Origin of the sequence: Arthrobacter sp. N199823, from assembly GCF_002929705.1 — a bacterium.
Taxonomy (GTDB): domain Bacteria; phylum Actinomycetota; class Actinomycetes; order Actinomycetales; family Micrococcaceae; genus Specibacter.
The window spans coordinates 234,216-253,173 of sequence record NZ_PJIN01000002.1; the positions used below are offsets into that span (position 1 = coordinate 234,216).

Consider the following 18,958-nt stretch of genomic DNA (forward strand, 5'->3'; position numbering starts at 1 on the left):
GAGCCACAAAACGGCCCTGAAACGTACGTTATGTGGACACTCGAGGGGGAGCGGGGCTGAATCACGGCCCAAACCAGCCCCGGAACGGCACTCAGCCAAGGAAAACGGGCTGCCTAGAGAGCTTCAGGGATTTCAAGCCACTGGTACCAGCCGCGGTGCAGCACCAGCCACGCCATCAGGCCGTAGCCTGCCTGGCCAGGAGAACCAGCATTGGCCGCCACATCGTTGCGCCACTGCTCATGGTTCTGCAACGGCGTGAACGTGTCCACGTAATGGTGCTTGCGGCGTGTGGTGACATCGGCAAACGCCGTGTTCAGCTCCGCCAGTTTACGGTTCAGGGCCGGATCAAGTGAGGGAGGCGGCCCCACCACGAACACCGGAACGTTGAGCTGTGTGGCCCCGTCCAGGATGTTAGCCAAGTTCAGCCGGCTCCTGGCCGTTGACAAGCCGTAGTCAATGTCGCGGCCGGACAGACCAATGACCAGACGGTTCTCGTGGGAGTCGTCGAATCGGCGCCCAGCCTCGTTCAGCCAGCGTCCAGCCAATGCCTCGGTGCCCTCGCGGGGGCACGCCAAAACAAAGGGTTCAATGGAAATGGCATCCGAGGCTGTTCTGGCCAAAACTCTGCCCAGCCAGCCCAAAGCGCGGGGATCGCCCACACCGGCCACCAATTCGTCGCCCACAGCTACAATTCTCAGGTCCCGGTTCTCCACGGCTCCCCTTTTCCTTCGTTGGCAAAAATTGAATGTCTAAAAAAAGGTGCCCGGCCTGATGGAACAGACCGGGCACCTAGGCTGGCTTAGTTACGCTCGAAAGCCTGCTTGACAAGCAACGTTTGCTCGACCGCATGGTTCTTGGCGGAACCGGTGGCCGTAGATGCCGAGGCCGGACGTGAAACTCGAGAAAGCTTCTTATCCAGTTCGGGAGCCAGGTTCAGACCCATGAACGGCCACGGACCCTGGTTGGCGGGCTCGTCCTGTGCCCACACCAGATCCGCGTTGGGGTACTTGGCAAGTTCAGCCTTGATCTCATCCAGCGGCAACGGGTACAGCTGCTCGACGCGGACAATGGCAACCTTGTTGTCCTCAGCCTTGTCGCGTGCTGCGATCAGATCGTAGTAGAGCCGGCCAGAGACCAAGATAACGCGGTCGACGGCGTTGTTGTCTACCGTTGCATGCTCACCGATCACGGGGCGGAAGCCGCCCGTGGTGAAGTCCTCTACCGAGGAGGCAGCAGCCTTCAGGCGGAGCAACTGCTTCGGGGTGAAGATGATCAGCGGCTTGCGCGGGCGGCGGTAGGCCTGACGGCGCAACAGGTGGAAGTGCGACGCCGGTGTGGTCGGGTTGGCCACGATCATGTTCTCTTCGGCACACATTTGCATGAAGCGCTCAATGCGAGCCGAGGAGTGGTCCGGGCCCTGACCCTCGTATCCGTGCGGCAACATGAGGACCAATGATGAACGCTGGCCCCACTTCTGCTCGGCGGAGGAAATGAACTCATCGATGACGGTCTGGGCGCCGTTCACGAAGTCACCGAACTGAGCCTCCCAAACAACCAAAGCGTCAGGACGCTCAACGGAGTAACCGTATTCGAATGCCATGGCAGCGTATTCGCTGAGCAGGGAATCGTAGATCCACAGTTTGGCCTGGTCTTCGCTCAGTTCTGTCAGCGGGTTCCATACATTGCCGTTGGCGCGGTCGTGGAACACTGCGTGACGCTGCACGAAGGTGCCGCGGCGTGAATCCTGGCCGGCCATGCGGACGGGAACGCCTTCCATGAGCAGCGAACCGAAGGCCGTGAGCTCGCCGAAGCCCCAGTCGATGCCGCCTTCGCGAGACATCTTCTCACGCTTTTCCAGCAAGGGCTTGAGCTTGTGGTGCACCTCGAAGCCCTCGGGGATGGCCAGGTGAGTTGCACCGATGTGGGCCAACATGTCGGCGCTGATGGCGGTGATCTGGGGATCGTTGACCCCGGAGTCGGCCTGCTGCGCGATGGGGCGCTCCAGATCCGAAACGGCCTGCGAATCCTTGGTGATGATGGGGATCGGGGAGGTCTGAGCGGCATGCGTTTCGGCGAAGACGCGTTCCAGACGTTCCTGGTAGTCGCGCAGCAGCTGCGTGGCTTCCTCTTCAGTGATGTCGCCACGGCCGATCAGGGCCTCGGTGTACAGACGGCGTACTGAACGCTTGGCCTCGATCAAGTTGTACATCAGCGGCTGCGTCATCGAGGGATCGTCACCCTCGTTGTGGCCACGGCGGCGGTAGCAAACCAGATCAATGACAACGTCCTTACGGAAGCGCTGCTGGAACTGGTAGGCCAGCTGAGATACGCGAACCACGGCTTCGGGGTCGTCACCGTTCACGTGGAACACGGGAGCCTGAATCATCTTGGCAACGTCGGTGGAGTACACCGAGGAGCGCGAGGACGACGGCGCCGTGGTGAAGCCAACCTGGTTGTTGACTACAACGTGGATGGTTCCACCCGTGCGGTAACCGCGCAGCTGGGAAAGGTTCAAAGTTTCAGCAACAACACCCTGGCCAGCAAAGGCAGCGTCGCCGTGAACCATGATGGGCAGAACGGGGAAGTTCTCACCCTGGTCCAGACGGTCCTGCTTGGCACGGACAATGCCCTCGAGGACGCCGTCAACGGCTTCCAGGTGTGAGGGGTTGGCGGCCAAGTAAACCTTGGTCTCGTTGCCGGCGTCGGAGGTGAAAGTACCCTCGGTACCCAAGTGGTACTTGACGTCGCCGGAGCCCTGAACGCTGCGTGAATCCTGGGTGCCTTCGAATTCGCGGAAGACCTGTGCGTAGGTCTTGCCAGCGATGTTCGTGAGTACGTTCAGACGGCCACGGTGAGCCATGCCAATCGCGACCTCGTCCAGTCCGTCGTCGGCGGCATCAGAAATGATGGAGTCCAGCAGCGGAATCAGGGATTCGCCGCCTTCCAGGGAGAAGCGCTTCTGGCCCACGAACTTGGTCTGCAGGAACGTCTCAAACGCTTCGGCAGAGTTCAGCTTGGAGACAATGCGCAGCTGCTCTTCGCGGCTCGGCTTGGAGTAGGGATGCTCCAGCTCATTCTGGAACCATTCACGCTGTTCCGGTTCCTGAATGTGCATGTATTCGATGCCCGTGGTGCGGCAGTATGCGTCACGCAGGACACCCAAGATGTCGCGCAGCAGCAACTTGGGCTTGCCGCCGAAGCCGCCGGTGGGCCATTCGCGGTCCAAGTCCCACAGGGTCAGGCCGTACGTGAGGACGTCCAGGTCGGGGTGCTTGCGCTGAACGAATTCCAGCGGATCCGTGTCAGACATCAAGTGGCCGCGAACACGGTAAGAGTGAATCAGCTGCTGGATCCGGGCAACCTTGTTGATCTCATCGGCCGGGTCAACCTGCAGGTCAAGGCTCCAGCGGACGGGCTCGTACGGGATACGCAGGGATTCGAAGATCTCATCGTAGAAGTTCTCAGCACCGAGCAGGAGCTGGTGGACCTTCTTCAGGAACTCGCCCGAACCTGCACCCTGAATGACGCGGTGGTCATAGGTGCTGGTCAGCGTCAGGATCTTGGAGACGGCGTTCTGAGCGATGATCTTGGGGCTGGATCCCTGGTACTCGGCCGGGTAGTCCAAGGAACCGACGCCAATGATGGCGGCCTGACCCTTGGAGAGGCGCGGTACGGAGTGAACCGTGCCGATGCCGCCGGGGTTGGTCAGTGAAACAGTGGTGCCTGAGTGGTCATCGGCTGTCAGCTTGCCAGCCCGGGCGCGCTTGATGAGGTCCTCGTAGGTGCGCCAGAACTCGGCAAAGTTGAGCGTCTCTGCCTTCTTGATGTTCGGCACCATGAGCAGACGGGTGCCATCCGGCTTGGGCATATCAATGGCAATACCGAAGTTCACATGAGGAGGCTGAACAGCAACGGGCTTGCCATCAATCTCGTCGTAGAAAACGTTCATCGACGGGAACGCGGACAGCGCCTTGATGACGGCATAGCCGATCAGGTGCGTGAAGGAAACCTTGCCACCACGGGCGCGGGCAAGGTTGGAGTTGATCACGAGGCGGTTGTCAATGAGCAGCTTCGCCGGGATGGCGCGCACGCTGGTGGCCGTGGGAACTTCCAGGCTTGAGACCATGTTGGCGGCGATGGCCTTGGCCGGTCCGCGAAGCACAGTCTTGACAGCCTCTTCCGGTACCGAGACATCTTTAGCGGACTTGGGCAGCTGGGCCGGGATCGGGGTGGTGCCGGTGCGTGCAGCATCCTTGGCGGGAGCAGGGGGACGCGGTGCGGCCGGTGCCTTCGGGGCCACGGCGGGCGCTGCCGGAGCAGCGGCGGTGGGGGCCGGCGTCGAACTTGCCACAGCAGCAGGTGCAGCCGGGGCAGGCGCTGCCGCGACTACGGGAATCTGGGCGGTAATAGGGGAGGCATTGTTGGCGGTGTGGCGGCCATTGCCTGCCGCGTCATCGGCTGCGAAACCGTCAAAGAGTGGCCACCACTTTGTGTCCACTGCATTTTTGTCGGCCTTGTAGCGCTCATACAGTTCATCGACGAGCCACTCGTTGCCGCCAAACTCTTCTGGTAGACGGTGGATGGATTGCTCTGGCACGTTTAATACGCCTCTTCCATGAGTTCTTGTTGCCCGCTGTGCATTGCCTGCGCATGTCGACGGCACCCGAATCTGGCGGATACTGACGGCGCAAAAGTGCGAAGCCTATTCGATATTTGGTGGGGCCCAACAGACCCCTTCCCCGGGTAAGTCTAGTAAGCAATTTAGCCCTTAGGCCAATCTGTGTCACGGCGCGCCCTAGGCAGGGGCCAAAATGAGCTAAATTTGCGGTGAAAGGCATCACAAACGTGACTAGACTCTTACGCGGACAACACCTTAGGGGACCTTTGAGTCCGCTAGTTTTGTCAGTCCGATTCAAACGCTTTAGTCCGCCGGGGCCTTGGCTGCCGGCTCGCAGCAATGTAGGGAGTGCCATGCGTTTTCTGACCCAGCCCGCCACAGACTTGACCTACTCGGATGTCTTTCTGATTCCATCCCGCTCCACCGTCACATCACGCCTAGATGTGGACTTGTCTAGCAACGACGGTACCGGGACAACCATTCCGCTGGTGGTCTCAAATATGACTGCAGTGTCGGGCAAACGCATGGCCGAGACTGTTGCGCGGCGGGGCGGGATTGCGATCCTGCCACAGGACGTGCCGCTTGATGTTCTTGGCTCGGTCAGTGCCTGGATCAAGATGCGTGATTCGCTCTTTGAAACACCGCTCCTGATGACCGCCGGTGACATTGTCATTGACGCCCTGCACCTCATGGGCAAGCGTTCCCACAACGCCGTAGTGGTGGTTGACGGCAACAGTTTTGTTGGTGTTGTGCGCAGCGCCGATTGTGAAGGGGCTGATCGGTTCGCGTCGCTGGCCTCGGTGATGCGTTCAAACGTACTGACCTTGGACGCCATTCCCTTTGACGCGATCCGGGCTCAGGCTGATGCAGGCGATCTGGACTTTGCCGCGGCCAAAGAGCTCACGGATGCTGCGTTGCGTTCGGCCTTCGCGGTCCTGGATTCGGCCGGTGCCGACTTTGCCCCTGTGCTGCGTGCTGGTGAAGTGGTGGGTGCCATGACCAGACTCGGGGCCCTGCGTTCCACCATTTACCGGCCGGCCGTTGACGATTCCGGACGACTCCGCCTGGGTGTGGCCGTTGGCATCAACGGTGATGTGGCTGGCAAGGCTGCGGCCTTGTTGGACTATGGGGTGGACACGCTGGTGGTGGATACTGCGCATGGGCATCAGGAAAAGATGTTCGAGGCGTTGCGGGCCGTGCGTTCACTTTCACCGTCCGTTCCTGTGGCGGCCGGCAACGTTGTCAGCGCAGCCGGCGTACGCGATCTCATCGAGGCCGGCGCCGACATCATCAAGGTTGGCGTTGGTCCCGGCGCCATGTGCACCACGCGCATGATGACGGCCGTGGGCAGGCCCCAGTTCTCAGCCGTTTTGGAATGTTCGACGGCGGCCGCCGAGTTGGGTGCCCATGTTTGGGCCGACGGCGGGGTGCGGTACCCGCGAGATGTGGCTCTGGCCTTGGCGGCAGGAGCGTCGCAAGTGATGATCGGTTCCTGGTTTGCCGGTACCTATGAAAGTCCTGGCGATCTGCAGGTTGATGCCAACGGGCGGCAGTTCAAGGAGAGCTTTGGCATGGCCTCAGCACGGGCCGTGCAGAACCGTTCCGCCGGAGATCAGGCCTTTGAACGTGCCCGTAAGGGATTGTTCGAAGAGGGCATTTCAACGTCCAAGATGTACCTGGACCCGGTGCGTCCAGGAGTTGAAGATTTGCTGGATATGATCACTGCCGGTCTGCGCAGCTCCTTCACCTACGCGGGTGCCTCCTCGCTGGCGGAGTTCCGGGAGCGGGCCATTGTGGGGGTGCAGTCCGCCGCCGGATATGAGGAAGGCCGGCCGCTGCCGCAAAGCTGGTAGCTGCTTCTTGGCATCGGTTGTTCCCTCGGAGGTTCCCGGGGCAGCCACTATGGGCCAGGACCCATGTGCGTCGCGTCCAGCGGATTGATTCCTCCACAGCCCGGAAACTGCGCCAATTATCCACAGCTTCAATGTGGGTCTTCCTCGCGCGTGGCAGGGGGAGCCACGATAGGGCATGACTCATTTGCGCGGTGGAAAGCCGTTATCAGTGGTTGCCGAAATTGAACGATTCGGGACGGTCGCCCGGCGAAAAGACTTGCTGGCCCGCGGATGTACGGACTGGGGCCTGGCACAGGCTGCTGGGTCCGGGATTATCGTCAAAGTTGGACGGGGCTATTTTGCCGTCCCCGGCGCCGACCCGTTGGATATTCGGCTGGCACGGTACCAAGCTCGGCGCACCTGCTTGAGTAAGGCCAAGCAACTCGGGCTGTGGGTGATCCAGGAACCGGCACTTACCCATGTCGCAGCCGCTCATGGCCATGCTATTTCCGGTTGCGTGGTGCATCGCGTCAGCGGTCCACAAACAATCATGGAAATTTTGCGTCAGTGCATTCGGTGCGGCTCCGAGTTGGATGCGCTCCTAGCCATGGAGTCAGCGGTAGTGCTTAAACATTGCACCATTCCTGCTCTTCGTGCGGAGTTTTCACGGGGTAGTGATTCCCGGGCACGCACGATTCTTGCGATGCTCGACCCGCAGTCAATGTCCATTGTCGAGACCATCGCAAGGTACTACTTGCGGCAAGCGGGGTACAACGTTCAGTCCCAGTATTTCCAAAAAGGGGTTGGACATCTGGACCTCTTGATTGATGGTCTTCTTGGTCTTGAGACGGACGGAGCCGCCTACCACAACACCCCTGATGGTTGGGCCACCGATCTGGTGCGGGACAACTTGCTCACTGTCCGGGGCATGTGGCATCTGCGTGTGTCCGCGCGTATGGTTCTGGAACGCCCCGAGCTGATGCTGGATTGGGTGCGGCAGACTATGACCAGGATCAATTCCTTACCCGCGTGAGTTGTCGTGTCAGCGCGCGGCCGCAGCACTTTGTTTATACGCAGCCAGCTGGGGTTCAGGTGCGCAGCAGTGACAGTGACGCAGCTCGGCCGGGCGTGGCTTGCGTATAACTAAAGCGGACTTTGTTTATACGCACTCAGGCTGGAGTGTGTTGCGTATATTGTCCGGAACAGCACCGGCCAGCATTAGGGCAGCGGATGAACAGCACCCGGTCAACGAATTGACAGTTAAAACGAGCCGTTCAGGGGCGTAAGGGTGCCGGACCGGTGGATCCACGGATGGTCAAGTGGGTGGGTAATACGGACTGGCTCCGGGGAAGCGTGCCTATCCCCGGATTAATCCGACTCAGCAGCATGGTGACTGCCACCCGCCCGGCTTGGTCCACGGGCGCCGTGACAGTGGTCAGCGGGGGACTGCAGAAATCGGCACCAAAAATGTCATCGCAGCCCACAATGCTGATGTCCTCGGGCACCCTTACCCCGCGGGTCGCAAGCCGCTGGAGCATCCCGATCGCCATCAAGTCGTTGAAGGCAATTCCGGCCGTCGCCCCGGAGTAGACCAGGGCGTCGGCAGCGGCGGCGCCCGAATAAGTTCGAGGAGCGAAGGGGCCCAGGCGATCCACCTGGACACCCCGTTCCTGCGCGGCGGTACTCAAGGCTTCCCAGCGGCGAATGTTCGAGCTGGAAGACCCAGGGCCACCCAGGTACGCAATGTGCGAATGACCCAGCGAGATCAGGTGGTCCAACGCCTGATTCGTGGCGGTGGGAGTGTCCAGCAGTACGGATGGAATGCCCGGGACCTCCCTGTTGATAGTCACGAGGGGCATTTTCGTAGCAGCCAACAACAGAGCTTCGTCGCTCAGTCGCGGGGCGGTGAGGATGACGCCGTCGGCCGTTTGCAACATTTGCTCAATGGTGTTTACCTCCACCTCCTCCGATTCCTCGGTATCCACCAAGAGCTGGGTGTATCCGGCAGCCTTGAGCTGGAGCTGGGTGCCGCGAATGATGTCGAAGTAGAACGGGTTGGTAATATCCGCGACCAACACTGCAACAGACTTGGTCTGCCCTGAGCTGAGGGCCTTGGCCTGGGCGTTGGGGACGTACTTGAGCTCCGTGACGGCCGCTTCGATGCGCGCTCGGGTACGGAAATTGACCCGGCCCGGCGTGGAAAGCGCTCGCGACACCGTTGAGGCGGCCACACCGGAAAGCGCTGCGACGTCGTGAATCGTGGCAGGTTTCTTGGCTGCCTTCTTGGCTGCGGCGCGCGTTTCGCTGGTGGCGTTGGTGCTGGGTGGAGCACTCATGAGTCACGTCCTTGTGGGATGGAGTGTGCGGGTGTGTGAAAGTGTGCGGGAGACTCGGCGTGTGTTGGCGCCAAAGACAAAAATGTGATGGACAGCACTGTCCCTGTCGCAAGAATACGGTTTTTGGCCAAGAATGGCAATCGGTTGTCATTAAGTTGTTTCGCGGCTAAACTTCGTTGACATAGGAGTTTTTGTGAAGTGAGTCACCGATGCTGGGGCCGCGCGGCTTTGGCATCCGGATCAATCACAACGAGCCGCACTACGTAAGGACAACCATGAGCAATGAGAATAACCCGACGTGGATCCTCTCAGGATTCGGCGACGAAATTGACCCCGATCCCAAAATTCAGGCCGCTGTCATGCTGGCACTCGGCGCAAAGCACATTGAAGTGCGTAGCGCCTGGGGCACCAATGTTGTGGACCTCGATGACGCGCAGCTTGCAGAACTGAAGGCAATCCTGGATGAAGCAGGGCTCAAGGTTTCCGCCGTCGCCAGTCCTATTGGCAAGGTAGACGTGAGCCTGCCGGCCGAGCATGAGGTCACCCGCCTGCGCCGCATCATCGAGGTAGCCAAGGTGCTGGACACCCGTTACATTCGCATGTTCTCCTACTTCCGCGCGGAGGATCAGAGCCCCGAAGACATTCGCGACGCCGTGATGGAGCGCATGGTGCTGTTGGCCGCTGAAGCCGAACGGGCCGGCGTCATCTTGATTCACGAGAACGAAAAGGACATCTACGGGGACACCCCCGAGCGTGTGCTGGACCTGCTGGAGACAGTAAATTCACCGGCACTGCGCGCAGCCTGGGACAATGCCAACTTCGTGCAGGTCGGCGTCAAGCCCTACACGGACGCTTATGCGATGCTCCGCCCATACCTGGTATACCTGCAGGTCAAGGACGCCATTGCCGCCAGCGGCGAAGTAGTCCCCACCGGCAAGGGTGACGGTCAGCTGGTCGAAACCCTCACGGCCCTGAGCCAGGATGGCTACACCGGATTTGCTTCCCTTGAGCCGCACTTGGCTGCGCAGCATGAACTGGGCGGGTTCTCCGGCCCCGAAGCCTTTGGCGAGGCAGCTCGGGCATTCCGCTCGGCAACTGACGCCATCGGCATCACGCTTTCTTAGAACCCCGCTTAGTGGCGGCGTCCGTTCAGGGCGCCGCCGTTAGCATTTTGCACCACCAGTGATTTGATGTCCCCGTAGTGCTCACCACCCGACAAAGGAGTCACCATGCCCAGAGTTGCCATCATCGGTTGCGGCGATGTTGCCACAGTTCACTTCGAGGCTCTCGCCGCGATCGATGGAGCCGAGCTGGTGGCCGTCTGTGACACCGACCCGGACCGCTTAGCAGCAGCGGCCGCAGCACACGGCGTGCCGGGGTACGCGGACGTGGTGACCTTGCTGGAGGAGGTGCGGCCCGACGTCGTCCACGTCTGTACACCGCACAATCAGCACGCCGATCCGGCCATCGCGGCCCTGGAACGCGGTATCAATGTCATCAGCGAAAAGCCACTGGCCAGCTCCATGGCCGACGGCGAACGGCTGGCTGCCGCTGCGGCCGCTAGTACCGCCCGGATCGGGGTTTGCTTCCAGAACCGCTATAACCAAGCCGTGCAGGCCATGGCGCAACGGCTGGCCAGCGGCGAATTTGGGGCTGTGCTGGGTGGTTCGGGAACTGTCATGTGGCATCGGAATGCGTCCTACTACGAGAGCCGGCCGTGGCGTGGAAGCTGGGTAGGCGGCGGTGGCGGGCTGCTGATGAACCAGGCCATCCACACCCTCGATTTGCTGCAATGGATGATGGGTAAAGTCACGCAGGTTTCCGGCCATGCTGCGACGCATGCGCTAGGGGATGCCATTGATGTGGAGGATACAGCTGAAATTGTGCTCACACATGCCAACGGCGTCCGCAGCATCTTCTATGCCACGCTGGCCAACTCGGTCAACGCGCCCATCACGGTTGACATTGTCGCGGAGAAGGCCACCCTGCAACTGCGAGGCGATCTGGTGATCACTCACGAGGACGGGCGCGTGGAGGTTGTTGAAGAGCGCCGCGCTACCTCTGGCGGACGGGACTATTGGGGCGTCTCGCATCAGCTGTACATTGCTGATTTCTATGAGCAATTGGGCCAGGAAGGCCCGTTCTGGATCGATCCCGTTGAGGCGCTGAAGACTCTGCGGATCATCAAAGACGTCTACGCGCAAAGCTACCCGAACCGGCTCAGCGAAGTCGCCTAAACGTTTGTTGCTGGCCTTGTTGGCTGAGGTTTCCGCGCCGGTGCTGGCCGGATTTCTCAGCCCAATCTCAGGCCTCATGCGGCGATCGATCCTGCTATCAATAACAACCGTTTGCCATCGCTGAGCGTTCAAATTTCCCTTAAATTCAGCCGTGAGTCTCGCCTACGTAACAAATTTAGGCTTTTTATGACAATCGGTTGCCAAAACGTTGCAACCCCAGTAGCGTGTTCCATACAACATCAAATGTGGCGCAAAACACATTGAGTTTGAATTCCCCTCAACCCTTATGATGCAACTCATATGAACAAGGAGCCAACAATGAAGTTTGGTCCAAAATCTACAGTCGTAGCAGTGCTTACTGCCGCGGCGCTTGCCCTGACCGCCTGCGGCGGTGGTGGCGGTGGTGGCGGTAACGCCGGCGCTCCCGCAACTACACTGACCATTGGTCAATTGCAGGACTTGGTGTCGTTCGAACCCACGGATGCCCACATTGGCCACACCATGCCTTACTACCAGGCCGTCTATGACACATTGATTCGCCGTGCACCCGACGGAACGTTGGAGCCCATGGTCGCAGAATCGTGGACGTACAACGCCGAGAATACCGTCCTGACCCTGAAGCTGCGCACCGACGTCACCTTCACCGACGGAACCAAGCTCGACGCCGAGGGTGTCAAGGCAAACCTAGACCACTTCAAGAAGACCCAGGGCCGCGATGCCTACCAGGTTGCCTCGATGGACAGCGTGGCCGTGGTTGACCCCACAACCGTTGCGATCACACTGAACGCACCGGACCCGGCATTCACCTACTACCTGAGCCTGGCAGCTGGTCTCGTTGCCAGCCCGAAGGCCCTAGGCACCGAAGGCATCAAGACGACGCCGGACGGCTCCGGCCCTTACGAGCTGGACACCAAGAACACTGTCAAGGGTTCCCAGTACGTTTTCACCAAGCGTGCTGACTACTGGAACAAGGATCTGCAGAAGTTTGACAAGATCACCATGAAGTTCCTCGCGGACGCCACGGCGCGCACCAACGCCCTCGTTTCGGGTCAGGTCGATGCCACCTTGCTAGATCCCAAGACCGGAAAGCAGGCAGAATCTGCCGGCATGACCCTCACGAGCAGTCAGGTGGACTGGGCTGGATTGCTCCTCGTGGACCGGGAGGGCAAGATCAACCCGGAACTGGGCGATGTCAAGGTCCGTCAGGCTATCAACCACGCTTTCGATCGTAAGACCATCCTGACCCAGCAGCTGCTGGATGAGGGCACCCCGACCGACCAGGTATTTGGGCCCGAATCCGGGGCGTACCTGCCGGATCTGGACAACAGCTACCCCTATGATCCAGCCAAGGCCAAGGCACTCCTTGCCGAGGCAGGCTACGCCAAGGGCTTCACGTTGAAGCTGCCGTCCATTGTTGGCTTCGAGGCCATCTTGGCAGTCATTCAGCAGCAGCTGGGCGACATTGGCATCAAGGTTCAGATTGAGACAATTCCGCAGGCCAACTTTGTCCCCGATGTTGCCGGCGGCAAGTACTCAGCATTCTACTTCCAGCTTTACCAGGCCGAGCCGTGGGTTGCCATCAACCAGATGATCTCCACCTCTGCCTTGTACAACCCCTTCAAGTCGACCACCCCTGAGCTGCAAACCATGCTTGATGCAGTGCAAAACGGTGGCGAAAAGAGCGCTGAGGAAGCCAAGGCGGTCAACAAGTACGTGACCGAGAACGCCTGGTTTGCACCGTTCTACCGCATCAACCAGATGTACTTTACCAACAAGAAGATCACGGTTGAGCCGCAGCTTCAGCAGGCTATTCCGTCAATCTACAACTACGCTCCCGCAAAGTAGCGGAGTGCTTCTGCCGGGGGCGGGAACTTCCCGCCCCCGGCGCCCCTTTTCCTTCTGACCAGCGCACTGGAGCGACTCATGGTTACGTTTATTCTGCGAAAGGTCGCCTCCGGCATAGTCGTGCTGGCCGCCATTTCCTTCCTTACCTACTTCCTGTTGTACTACTCCTCCGCCAACATCGCCCGCAGCATCCTCGGCGAGTTTGCCACCCCGGAGCAGGTTGCAGCCAAGGAAATCGAACTTGGCCTAGATCAACCACTGCTTCCTCGCTTCTTCGGCTGGGCCGGCAATGCCTTGTCGGGTGACTTGGGCACCTCCTGGTTCAACTCCGAACCCGTGGCCCGCGCCTTGATGACACGCCTGCCCATCACCTTGACCGTGGTGGTTGTTTCCATCATCTTCATCGCCATTATTGCCACGGCCCTCGGCATGGCTGCTGCCGTCAAGCGCGGCTGGATCGATCGAGTTGTCCAAGGTGCCGCAGTGGTTGGCGATGCCATCCCCAGCTTCGTCATGGCCATCATTTTGGTGACGTTGCTGGCCATCCAATGGCAGCTCTTCCCCGCCACCAGCAGCATTGCCCCGGATTCCGGGTCCGCAGCTTGGGTCGCGTCACTGACGCTGCCCGTCCTGGCCATCGTCATCAACGGCGTCACCAGTGCGGCACAGCAAATCCGCAGTGCCGTCATCAAACAGCTGGAAAAGGACTACGTGCGCACCCTGCGCAGCCGTGGCATCAGTGAGAGAGAAATTTTGTTCAAGCACGTCCTGCGCAGCGCCGCGCCGGCCGGGCTGACGGTGCTGAGCCTGCAATTCATTGGCATGCTCGGCGGCGTGGTCATCATTGAACAAATCTTTGCCCTGCCCGGCATGGGCGCATTGGCAGTGACCTCAACAACCATGGGAGACATTCCTCTGGTCATGGGCGTGGTCATCTACACCGTCATCATCGTCATTATTGTCAACCTTCTGGTGGATCTCATCAACGGCTGGCTCAATCCCAAGGTGCGTGTCTCATGAGTGAAATTGAGGTCCTGGCCGATCAAAGTGACATCGGTCAAAAGGGGACGGTTGTCCGGTCCCATGTCATCAAGAAGATCCTGCGCAACCCCATGGGCTTTATCGCCGTGGTGGTCCTGGTCTTCATGGTTCTCCTGGCCATCTTTGCCAACCTCCTGGCTCCTTTTGACGCCAACTTTGCCAACATCGGCAAGACCCTCGCCAGCCCGGATGCCACCAATATCCTTGGCACCGACAGTGTCGGCCGTGACGTCTGGAGCCGGCTGGTCTTTGGCGCCCGCACCACCCTGCTCTCCGCCCTGTTGTGTGCTGCCGTTGCCGTGGGCATTGGGCTCCCTGCCGGACTCATCGCGGGCTACTACGCTGGCAAGTTCGACGGCGTGGCCGCCTGGGTGGTCAACATCCTCATGGCGCTGCCCGGCATCATTGTCTTGCTGACCGTGCGCGCGGCCTTTGGTCCGTCCGTGTGGATTTCGATGATTGCCTTCGGCGTCCTGCTTAGCCCCGGCTACTTCCGGCTGACGCGCACTGCGGTCCAGTCTGTACGCAACGAACTCTATGTTGATGCCGCCCGTGTTGCCGGGCTCAGCGACTGGGCCATCATTTCTCGCCACATCTTCTCCGTAGTACGTGCACCCATCATCATTCAGACAGCCATTGTCTGTGGTGTTGCCATCAGCATCCAATCAGGTCTGGAATTCTTGGGCCTGGGCGATCCCTCCGTGGCCACCTGGGGCGTCATGCTCAGCGAAGGCTTCAAGAACGTCTACCTCAACCCGAGCCTGCTGCTCTGGCCCGCTCTGGCCATCGGTGCCACCATTGGCGCCCTGGTACTCCTTGGCAACGCCGTGCGCGATGCTCTGGAAGACGCCGAGAAAATCAAACCTGCCAAGCGCGGATCTGTCCAAGCGTCAAATGGTCGCACAGCACCCGGCCGGGCACAGACAACAGCTGTCGAGGCCGGCACCGAGCACCACTTGGTCAAGGTGTCCAACCTCGGTGTGGGCTACCCCCAGGCTGACGGATCCATCAAGAAGGTCGTTGACAACGTGTCCTTCCATGTAGACCGTGGTGAAGTGTTGGGCATTGTGGGTGAATCCGGATCCGGCAAGTCCCAGACGGCATTCTCCATCCTGGGTCTGTTGCCCGAGAATGCCCGCATAGTTGCAGGAAGCATCCAGTTTGACGGCAACTACACAGTAGCTCCCACCGACGACCGCGTCAGCCAGTCCAGACTCAGCGCATTCCGGGGCAAGCGGATTTCCTATATCCCGCAGGAACCCATGAGTAACCTCGACCCGGCGTTCACCATTGGCTACCAGCTGGTGACACCGATGATGCGTGTGCTGAAGATTTCCAAGTCGGAAGCCACCGAGCGTGCCTTGGCACTGTTGGACGACGTCGGCATCCGTTTCCCGGAAAAGACCTTCGACGCCTACCCGCACGAAGTGTCCGGGGGCATGGCCCAGCGTGTGTTGATTGCCGGTGCCATCAGCTGTGAACCCGACCTCATCATTGCTGATGAGCCCACCACAGCTCTGGACGTTACCGTGCAGGCCGACGTACTGGACCTGATCCGGGACCTGCAGAAGCGACTCAACGTCGGAGTCATCCTGGTCACCCACAACTTTGGTGTTGTGGCAGACCTCTGTGACCGTGTGGCGGTCATGCAGGATGGCCGAATGGTTGAGGAAGGAAACGTCCGCGACATCCTTCGGAACCCGAAGGACCCCTACACACAAAAGCTCCTTGGGTCCATGCTTGAGGGCAAGGAACCCATGACCATGCTGGTTTCGGCTGGAGTCACGGCCGCTGAGGCAGCTGCCCGCGACGATGAGTCTGATGAGAAGGAGACACTCCAATGAGCGCCCTTAATGAAAAGGTTTCAGCATCCAGTGCTGATCTCCTCACGGTGTCTGGCCTCGATGTGGAATATCCCATGAAGGGATTCCGGCGCAAACCATTCCGTGCGTTGACCGACATCAACATCCACATCAAGCCGGGTGAAACCCTGGGCCTAGTGGGGGAGTCGGGCTCCGGCAAGACCACGCTGGGCCGTGCAATTCTCGGCCTGGCACCCATCAGCAAGGGCACCGTGGTCTTCGAGGGAAACGACATCACCTCGGCCGACCGCAAGCAGCGCCGATCACTGGGCCGCGATCTGCAGGTGGTGTTCCAGGATCCTTACACCTCGCTGAATCCGTCCTTGGAAATCGGTGACATCCTCTCCGAACCGTTGACAGTGCAAGGGCAATCTCCGGCCGCTGCGCGCAAGCGAGTCAAGGAACTGCTGGACCAGGTGGGTCTGCCCTCGGATGCGGTCAGCCGGCTTCCCCGTGAATTCAGTGGAGGCCAGCGCCAGCGTGTGGCGATTGCCCGCGCCCTGGCACTCTCGCCGAAGCTGATCGTGTGCGATGAACCCGTCAGCGCCTTGGACCTCTCGACTCAAGCCGTCGTGTTGGATCTGTTTCTGCAGATTCAGCGGGACACCGGCGTGTCTTACTTGTTTGTCTCGCACGACTTGGATGTGGTGCGGCACATCAGCCACCGCGTGGCTGTCATGTACAACGGGGAAATTGTGGAGCAGGGAACCTCCCACCAGATCACCCGAGACCCACAGCACCCCTACACCCAGCGGCTATTGCTGGCTTCGCCGGTCCCTGACCCGGACCGTCAGGCGAAGCGCCGCAATGACCGGCACGAACTCCTTGCTGCGCAGCAGCTCGAAGCGGCAAGCGGAATCCCCGCATAGCCATTAGACAGAAGTTTTACCAGCTGGACCAACCACCGGGACATGCCCCACAGGGCCCCGGAACTAGAAAGGAACATCGTGGCAAAAATCGGTGTACAGGCAATGATGCTCAAGGACAGCTTTGCGGAAGTGGGCGCCTTTGAGACGCTCCGCAAGGTCAGCGATCTGGGATACAACGCCGTGGAGATCTCCCAGGTCCCCATGGACGAGAAGAACGTCTCAGAACTGGAACGTGCACAGACCGAGCTGGGCATGGATGTAGCCGCCCTTTCGGTCATGATGGAAAAGCCGGTAGGCCGCCCCGGCGAGTCCCTCAAGGAAGACTTTGACAAGATCGTGAACGACGCCAAGCGTCTCGACACGAATCTGCTGCGCATTGGCATGCTGCCGTTTGGGGCGATGACGAGCATTGATGCAGTTATCGACTTCGCGAAGGAAACCAACGGCTACGCCGAACGCCTCCAGGAACACGGCATCAGCCTGTACTACCACAACCACCACATCGAGTTTGCAAAGTTTGACGGCAAATACATGCTGGACATCATCAATGAGAACTCGCCTTCCATGGGGCTGGAGATTGATGTTCACTGGGTGCAGCGCGGTGGCCTAGATCCCGTGCGCACCTTGGAAAAATACGCTGGCAACACGGCCATGGTGCATTTGAAGGACTACCGCATCGGCATGCTCCCAGAATCCGCACTGGGCTATTTGGAAACTGGTGACTTTGCCAATTTCATGACCGAGTTCAAAAATGTGGTGCAGTTCGCCGAGGTGGGTGAGGGTAACCTCGATTTCCCGTCGATCGTTCCCGCCGCCCAAGCTGCAGGCGCACAGTACCTGCTGGTTGAACAGGATGAACTCTACGGACGTACCGTCTGGGAGGTCCTAGAGACCTCGCACCGCAACCTCACCACCATGGGCTTCGGCGACCTCTTCTAGTCCCCACTTGCCGGCCCACAAATCGCTGGCGCGATTTGCGGGAACCTGGCAAGCGTGGGCCCAACGTGGGCCCAACCCGCAAGAACTTCATCTTGAATTACAGCAACGAAACGGAGCAATACCAGTGAGTAAGAAAGTACGGATTGGCATCATCGGCCTCGGCCAGCAGGGCGGCGCCTACGCCAAGTTCATCACCGATGGCATGGTTCCTAACATGGTTATTGGCGCCATCACTGACACCGACCCGGCCAAGCGTGAGCTCGCCGCAGCAAGCTACCCGGACGTCAAGATTTACGACGACTACCTGACCATGCTGGACAGCGGCGATGTTGACGCCGTCGTCACGTGTGTTCCCCACTTCCTGCACCCCGAAATGGGTATCGCGACCCTTAAGCGCGGCATCCATGCCCTCGTGGAGAAGCCGGCAGGTGTCTACACCAAGCAAGTTGCTGAACTCAACGCGTTTGCCGAGAGCAAGCCGGAGCTCTCCTTTGCCATCATGTTCAACCAGCGCAACAACCCGCTGTACCAGCGCCTGAAGGAGATCGTCGACAACGGCGAGATCGGCAACATCCTGCGCACCAACTGGATCATCACCAACTGGTGGCGTCCCCAGGGTTACTACAACTCCAGTGAATGGCGTGCAACCTGGGGCGGCGAGGGAGGCGGTGTCTTGGTTAACCAGGCTCCCCACCAGTTGGATTTGTGGCAGTGGATCTGTGGCGTGCCGAAGTCAGTGTTCGCCAAGGTCTCCTACGGCTTCCGCCGCGACATTGCGGTCGAAGATGAGGTCACCGCGCTGGTGGATTACGGCAATGGCGCCACCGGCACATTCGTGACAGCCACACACGACATGATCGGCACCGACCGCTTCGAAATCCTGGGCGACCAGGGCAAGATCGTCGTCGAAGGCTCCAAGACCGCCACCGTGACCCGCCTGAAAAAGCCCGAACGCGAGATCAGCGAGAGCATGGGCATGGACGATGTGATGCGCCTGTTTACCGGCCAGCTTGACATGGACGATTACCGATCCACCGAGATTGTCGAATTCGAATCGGTCTGGGGTGCCCAGCACGCGGGCGTCCTGGAAAACTTTGCCGCCAACATCCTGGACGGCACCCCGCTGCTGGCACCCGGGTCCGATGGCATCAAGGGCGTCCGCTTGGCCAACGCCATTCACCTGTCCAGCTGGAAGGGCGAGGAAGTTAGCCTCGACTTCGATGAGGATGAGTTCCTTGGCCTGTTGAACGATCGCATTCGCGAAGAAGGCAAGTACGCCGAACGGGCGTAATGTGTTTTAGCTGTTGAACCAAGGCCGGTCCTGCCATGATGGTGGGGCCGGCCTTCGCGCGTATCCCCGAAAATGAAATGAGCAGCCA

General features: G+C 59.9%; 13 protein-coding genes. 10 read left to right on the forward strand and 3 right to left on the reverse strand.

Features of this window, described 5'->3' with window-relative positions; all coding sequences use genetic code 11:
- Nucleotides 1-113: 113 nt before the first annotated feature.
- On the reverse strand, nt 114-713 hold the full coding sequence (locus CXQ93_RS04990; RefSeq protein ID WP_104109380.1) for a GDSL-type esterase/lipase family protein: 600 nt from the start codon (nt 711-713) through the stop codon (nt 114-116).
- A gap of 86 nt (nt 714-799) precedes the next feature.
- A complete protein-coding gene (locus tag CXQ93_RS04995; protein WP_104109381.1) occupies nt 800-4,597 on the reverse strand; it encodes a multifunctional oxoglutarate decarboxylase/oxoglutarate dehydrogenase thiamine pyrophosphate-binding subunit/dihydrolipoyllysine-residue succinyltransferase subunit in 3,798 nt (1,265 codons plus the stop codon).
- Between the two features lie 374 nt (nt 4,598-4,971).
- Between CXQ93_RS04995 and CXQ93_RS05000 the strand changes: the two genes are divergently transcribed.
- Both CXQ93_RS05000 and CXQ93_RS05005 read left to right on the forward strand, forming a co-directional pair.
- Nucleotides 4,972-6,471: a GuaB1 family IMP dehydrogenase-related protein gene (locus CXQ93_RS05000; protein WP_104109382.1), complete on the forward strand. Its 1,500-nt coding sequence runs from the start codon at nt 4,972-4,974 to the stop codon at nt 6,469-6,471.
- A 175-nt stretch (nt 6,472-6,646) separates the two neighbouring features.
- The gene (locus tag CXQ93_RS05005; RefSeq protein ID WP_146073164.1) at nt 6,647-7,483 is read left to right on the forward strand and encodes a hypothetical protein; all 837 of its coding nucleotides are present in this window, start codon (nt 6,647-6,649) and stop codon (nt 7,481-7,483) included.
- A gap of 241 nt (nt 7,484-7,724) precedes the next feature.
- On the opposite strand, the gene CXQ93_RS05010 is transcribed toward CXQ93_RS05005, so the two are convergent.
- Entirely contained in the window at nt 7,725-8,786 is a 1,062-nt protein-coding gene (locus CXQ93_RS05010) for a LacI family DNA-binding transcriptional regulator (protein WP_104109384.1), read from the reverse strand.
- A 275-nt stretch (nt 8,787-9,061) separates the two neighbouring features.
- Between CXQ93_RS05010 and CXQ93_RS05015 the strand changes: the two genes are divergently transcribed.
- The 8 genes from CXQ93_RS05015 (at nt 9,062) to CXQ93_RS05050 (ending at nt 18,870) form a co-directional block, all read left to right on the forward strand.
- The gene (locus tag CXQ93_RS05015; RefSeq protein WP_104109730.1) at nt 9,062-9,910 is read left to right on the forward strand and encodes a sugar phosphate isomerase/epimerase; all 849 of its coding nucleotides are present in this window, start codon (nt 9,062-9,064) and stop codon (nt 9,908-9,910) included.
- 105 nt (nt 9,911-10,015) lie between these two features.
- A complete protein-coding gene (locus tag CXQ93_RS05020) occupies nt 10,016-11,023 on the forward strand; it encodes a Gfo/Idh/MocA family protein (RefSeq protein WP_104109385.1) in 1,008 nt (335 codons plus the stop codon).
- 318 nt (nt 11,024-11,341) lie between these two features.
- Nucleotides 11,342-12,868, forward strand: a complete 1,527-nt coding sequence (locus CXQ93_RS05025) for an ABC transporter substrate-binding protein (protein WP_104109386.1) — start codon at nt 11,342-11,344, stop codon at nt 12,866-12,868.
- Between the two features lie 78 nt (nt 12,869-12,946).
- A complete protein-coding gene (locus CXQ93_RS05030) occupies nt 12,947-13,888 on the forward strand; it encodes an ABC transporter permease (protein WP_104109387.1) in 942 nt (313 codons plus the stop codon).
- Nucleotides 13,885-15,753 carry a dipeptide/oligopeptide/nickel ABC transporter permease/ATP-binding protein gene (locus CXQ93_RS05035; protein WP_104109388.1) on the forward strand — a complete coding sequence of 623 codons (1,869 nt, stop codon included), beginning with the start codon at nt 13,885-13,887 and terminating at the stop codon, nt 15,751-15,753. Before CXQ93_RS05030 ends, CXQ93_RS05035 begins: the two co-directional genes overlap by 4 nt.
- Nucleotides 15,750-16,640, forward strand: coding sequence for an ATP-binding cassette domain-containing protein (locus tag CXQ93_RS05040; protein WP_104109389.1), 891 nt, complete (start codon nt 15,750-15,752; stop codon nt 16,638-16,640). The genes CXQ93_RS05035 and CXQ93_RS05040 overlap by 4 nt, the downstream gene beginning before the upstream one ends.
- Nucleotides 16,641-16,718: 78 nt before the next feature.
- A complete protein-coding gene (locus CXQ93_RS05045) occupies nt 16,719-17,579 on the forward strand; it encodes a sugar phosphate isomerase/epimerase (protein WP_258068607.1) in 861 nt (286 codons plus the stop codon).
- A 124-nt stretch (nt 17,580-17,703) separates the two neighbouring features.
- A complete protein-coding gene (locus tag CXQ93_RS05050) occupies nt 17,704-18,870 on the forward strand; it encodes a Gfo/Idh/MocA family protein (protein ID WP_104109391.1) in 1,167 nt (388 codons plus the stop codon).
- Nucleotides 18,871-18,958: the final 88 nt, after the last annotated feature.

Coding starts and splice junctions, on each gene's coding strand:
- CXQ93_RS05000 (WP_104109382.1), top strand. CDS start 4,972: ATGCGTTTTCTGACCCAGCCCGCCACAGACTTGACCTACTCGGATGTC.
- CXQ93_RS05035 (WP_104109388.1), top strand. CDS start 13,885: ATGAGTGAAATTGAGGTCCTGGCCGATCAAAGTGACATCGGTCAAAAG.
- CXQ93_RS05015 (WP_104109730.1), top strand. CDS start 9,062: ATGAGCAATGAGAATAACCCGACGTGGATCCTCTCAGGATTCGGCGAC.
- CXQ93_RS05005 (WP_146073164.1), top strand. CDS start 6,647: ATGACTCATTTGCGCGGTGGAAAGCCGTTATCAGTGGTTGCCGAAATT.
- CXQ93_RS05010 (WP_104109384.1), bottom strand. CDS start 8,786: ATGAGTGCTCCACCCAGCACCAACGCCACCAGCGAAACGCGCGCCGCA.
- CXQ93_RS05025 (WP_104109386.1), top strand. CDS start 11,342: ATGAAGTTTGGTCCAAAATCTACAGTCGTAGCAGTGCTTACTGCCGCG.
- CXQ93_RS05030 (WP_104109387.1), top strand. CDS start 12,947: ATGGTTACGTTTATTCTGCGAAAGGTCGCCTCCGGCATAGTCGTGCTG.
- CXQ93_RS05040 (WP_104109389.1), top strand. CDS start 15,750: ATGAGCGCCCTTAATGAAAAGGTTTCAGCATCCAGTGCTGATCTCCTC.
- CXQ93_RS05020 (WP_104109385.1), top strand. CDS start 10,016: ATGCCCAGAGTTGCCATCATCGGTTGCGGCGATGTTGCCACAGTTCAC.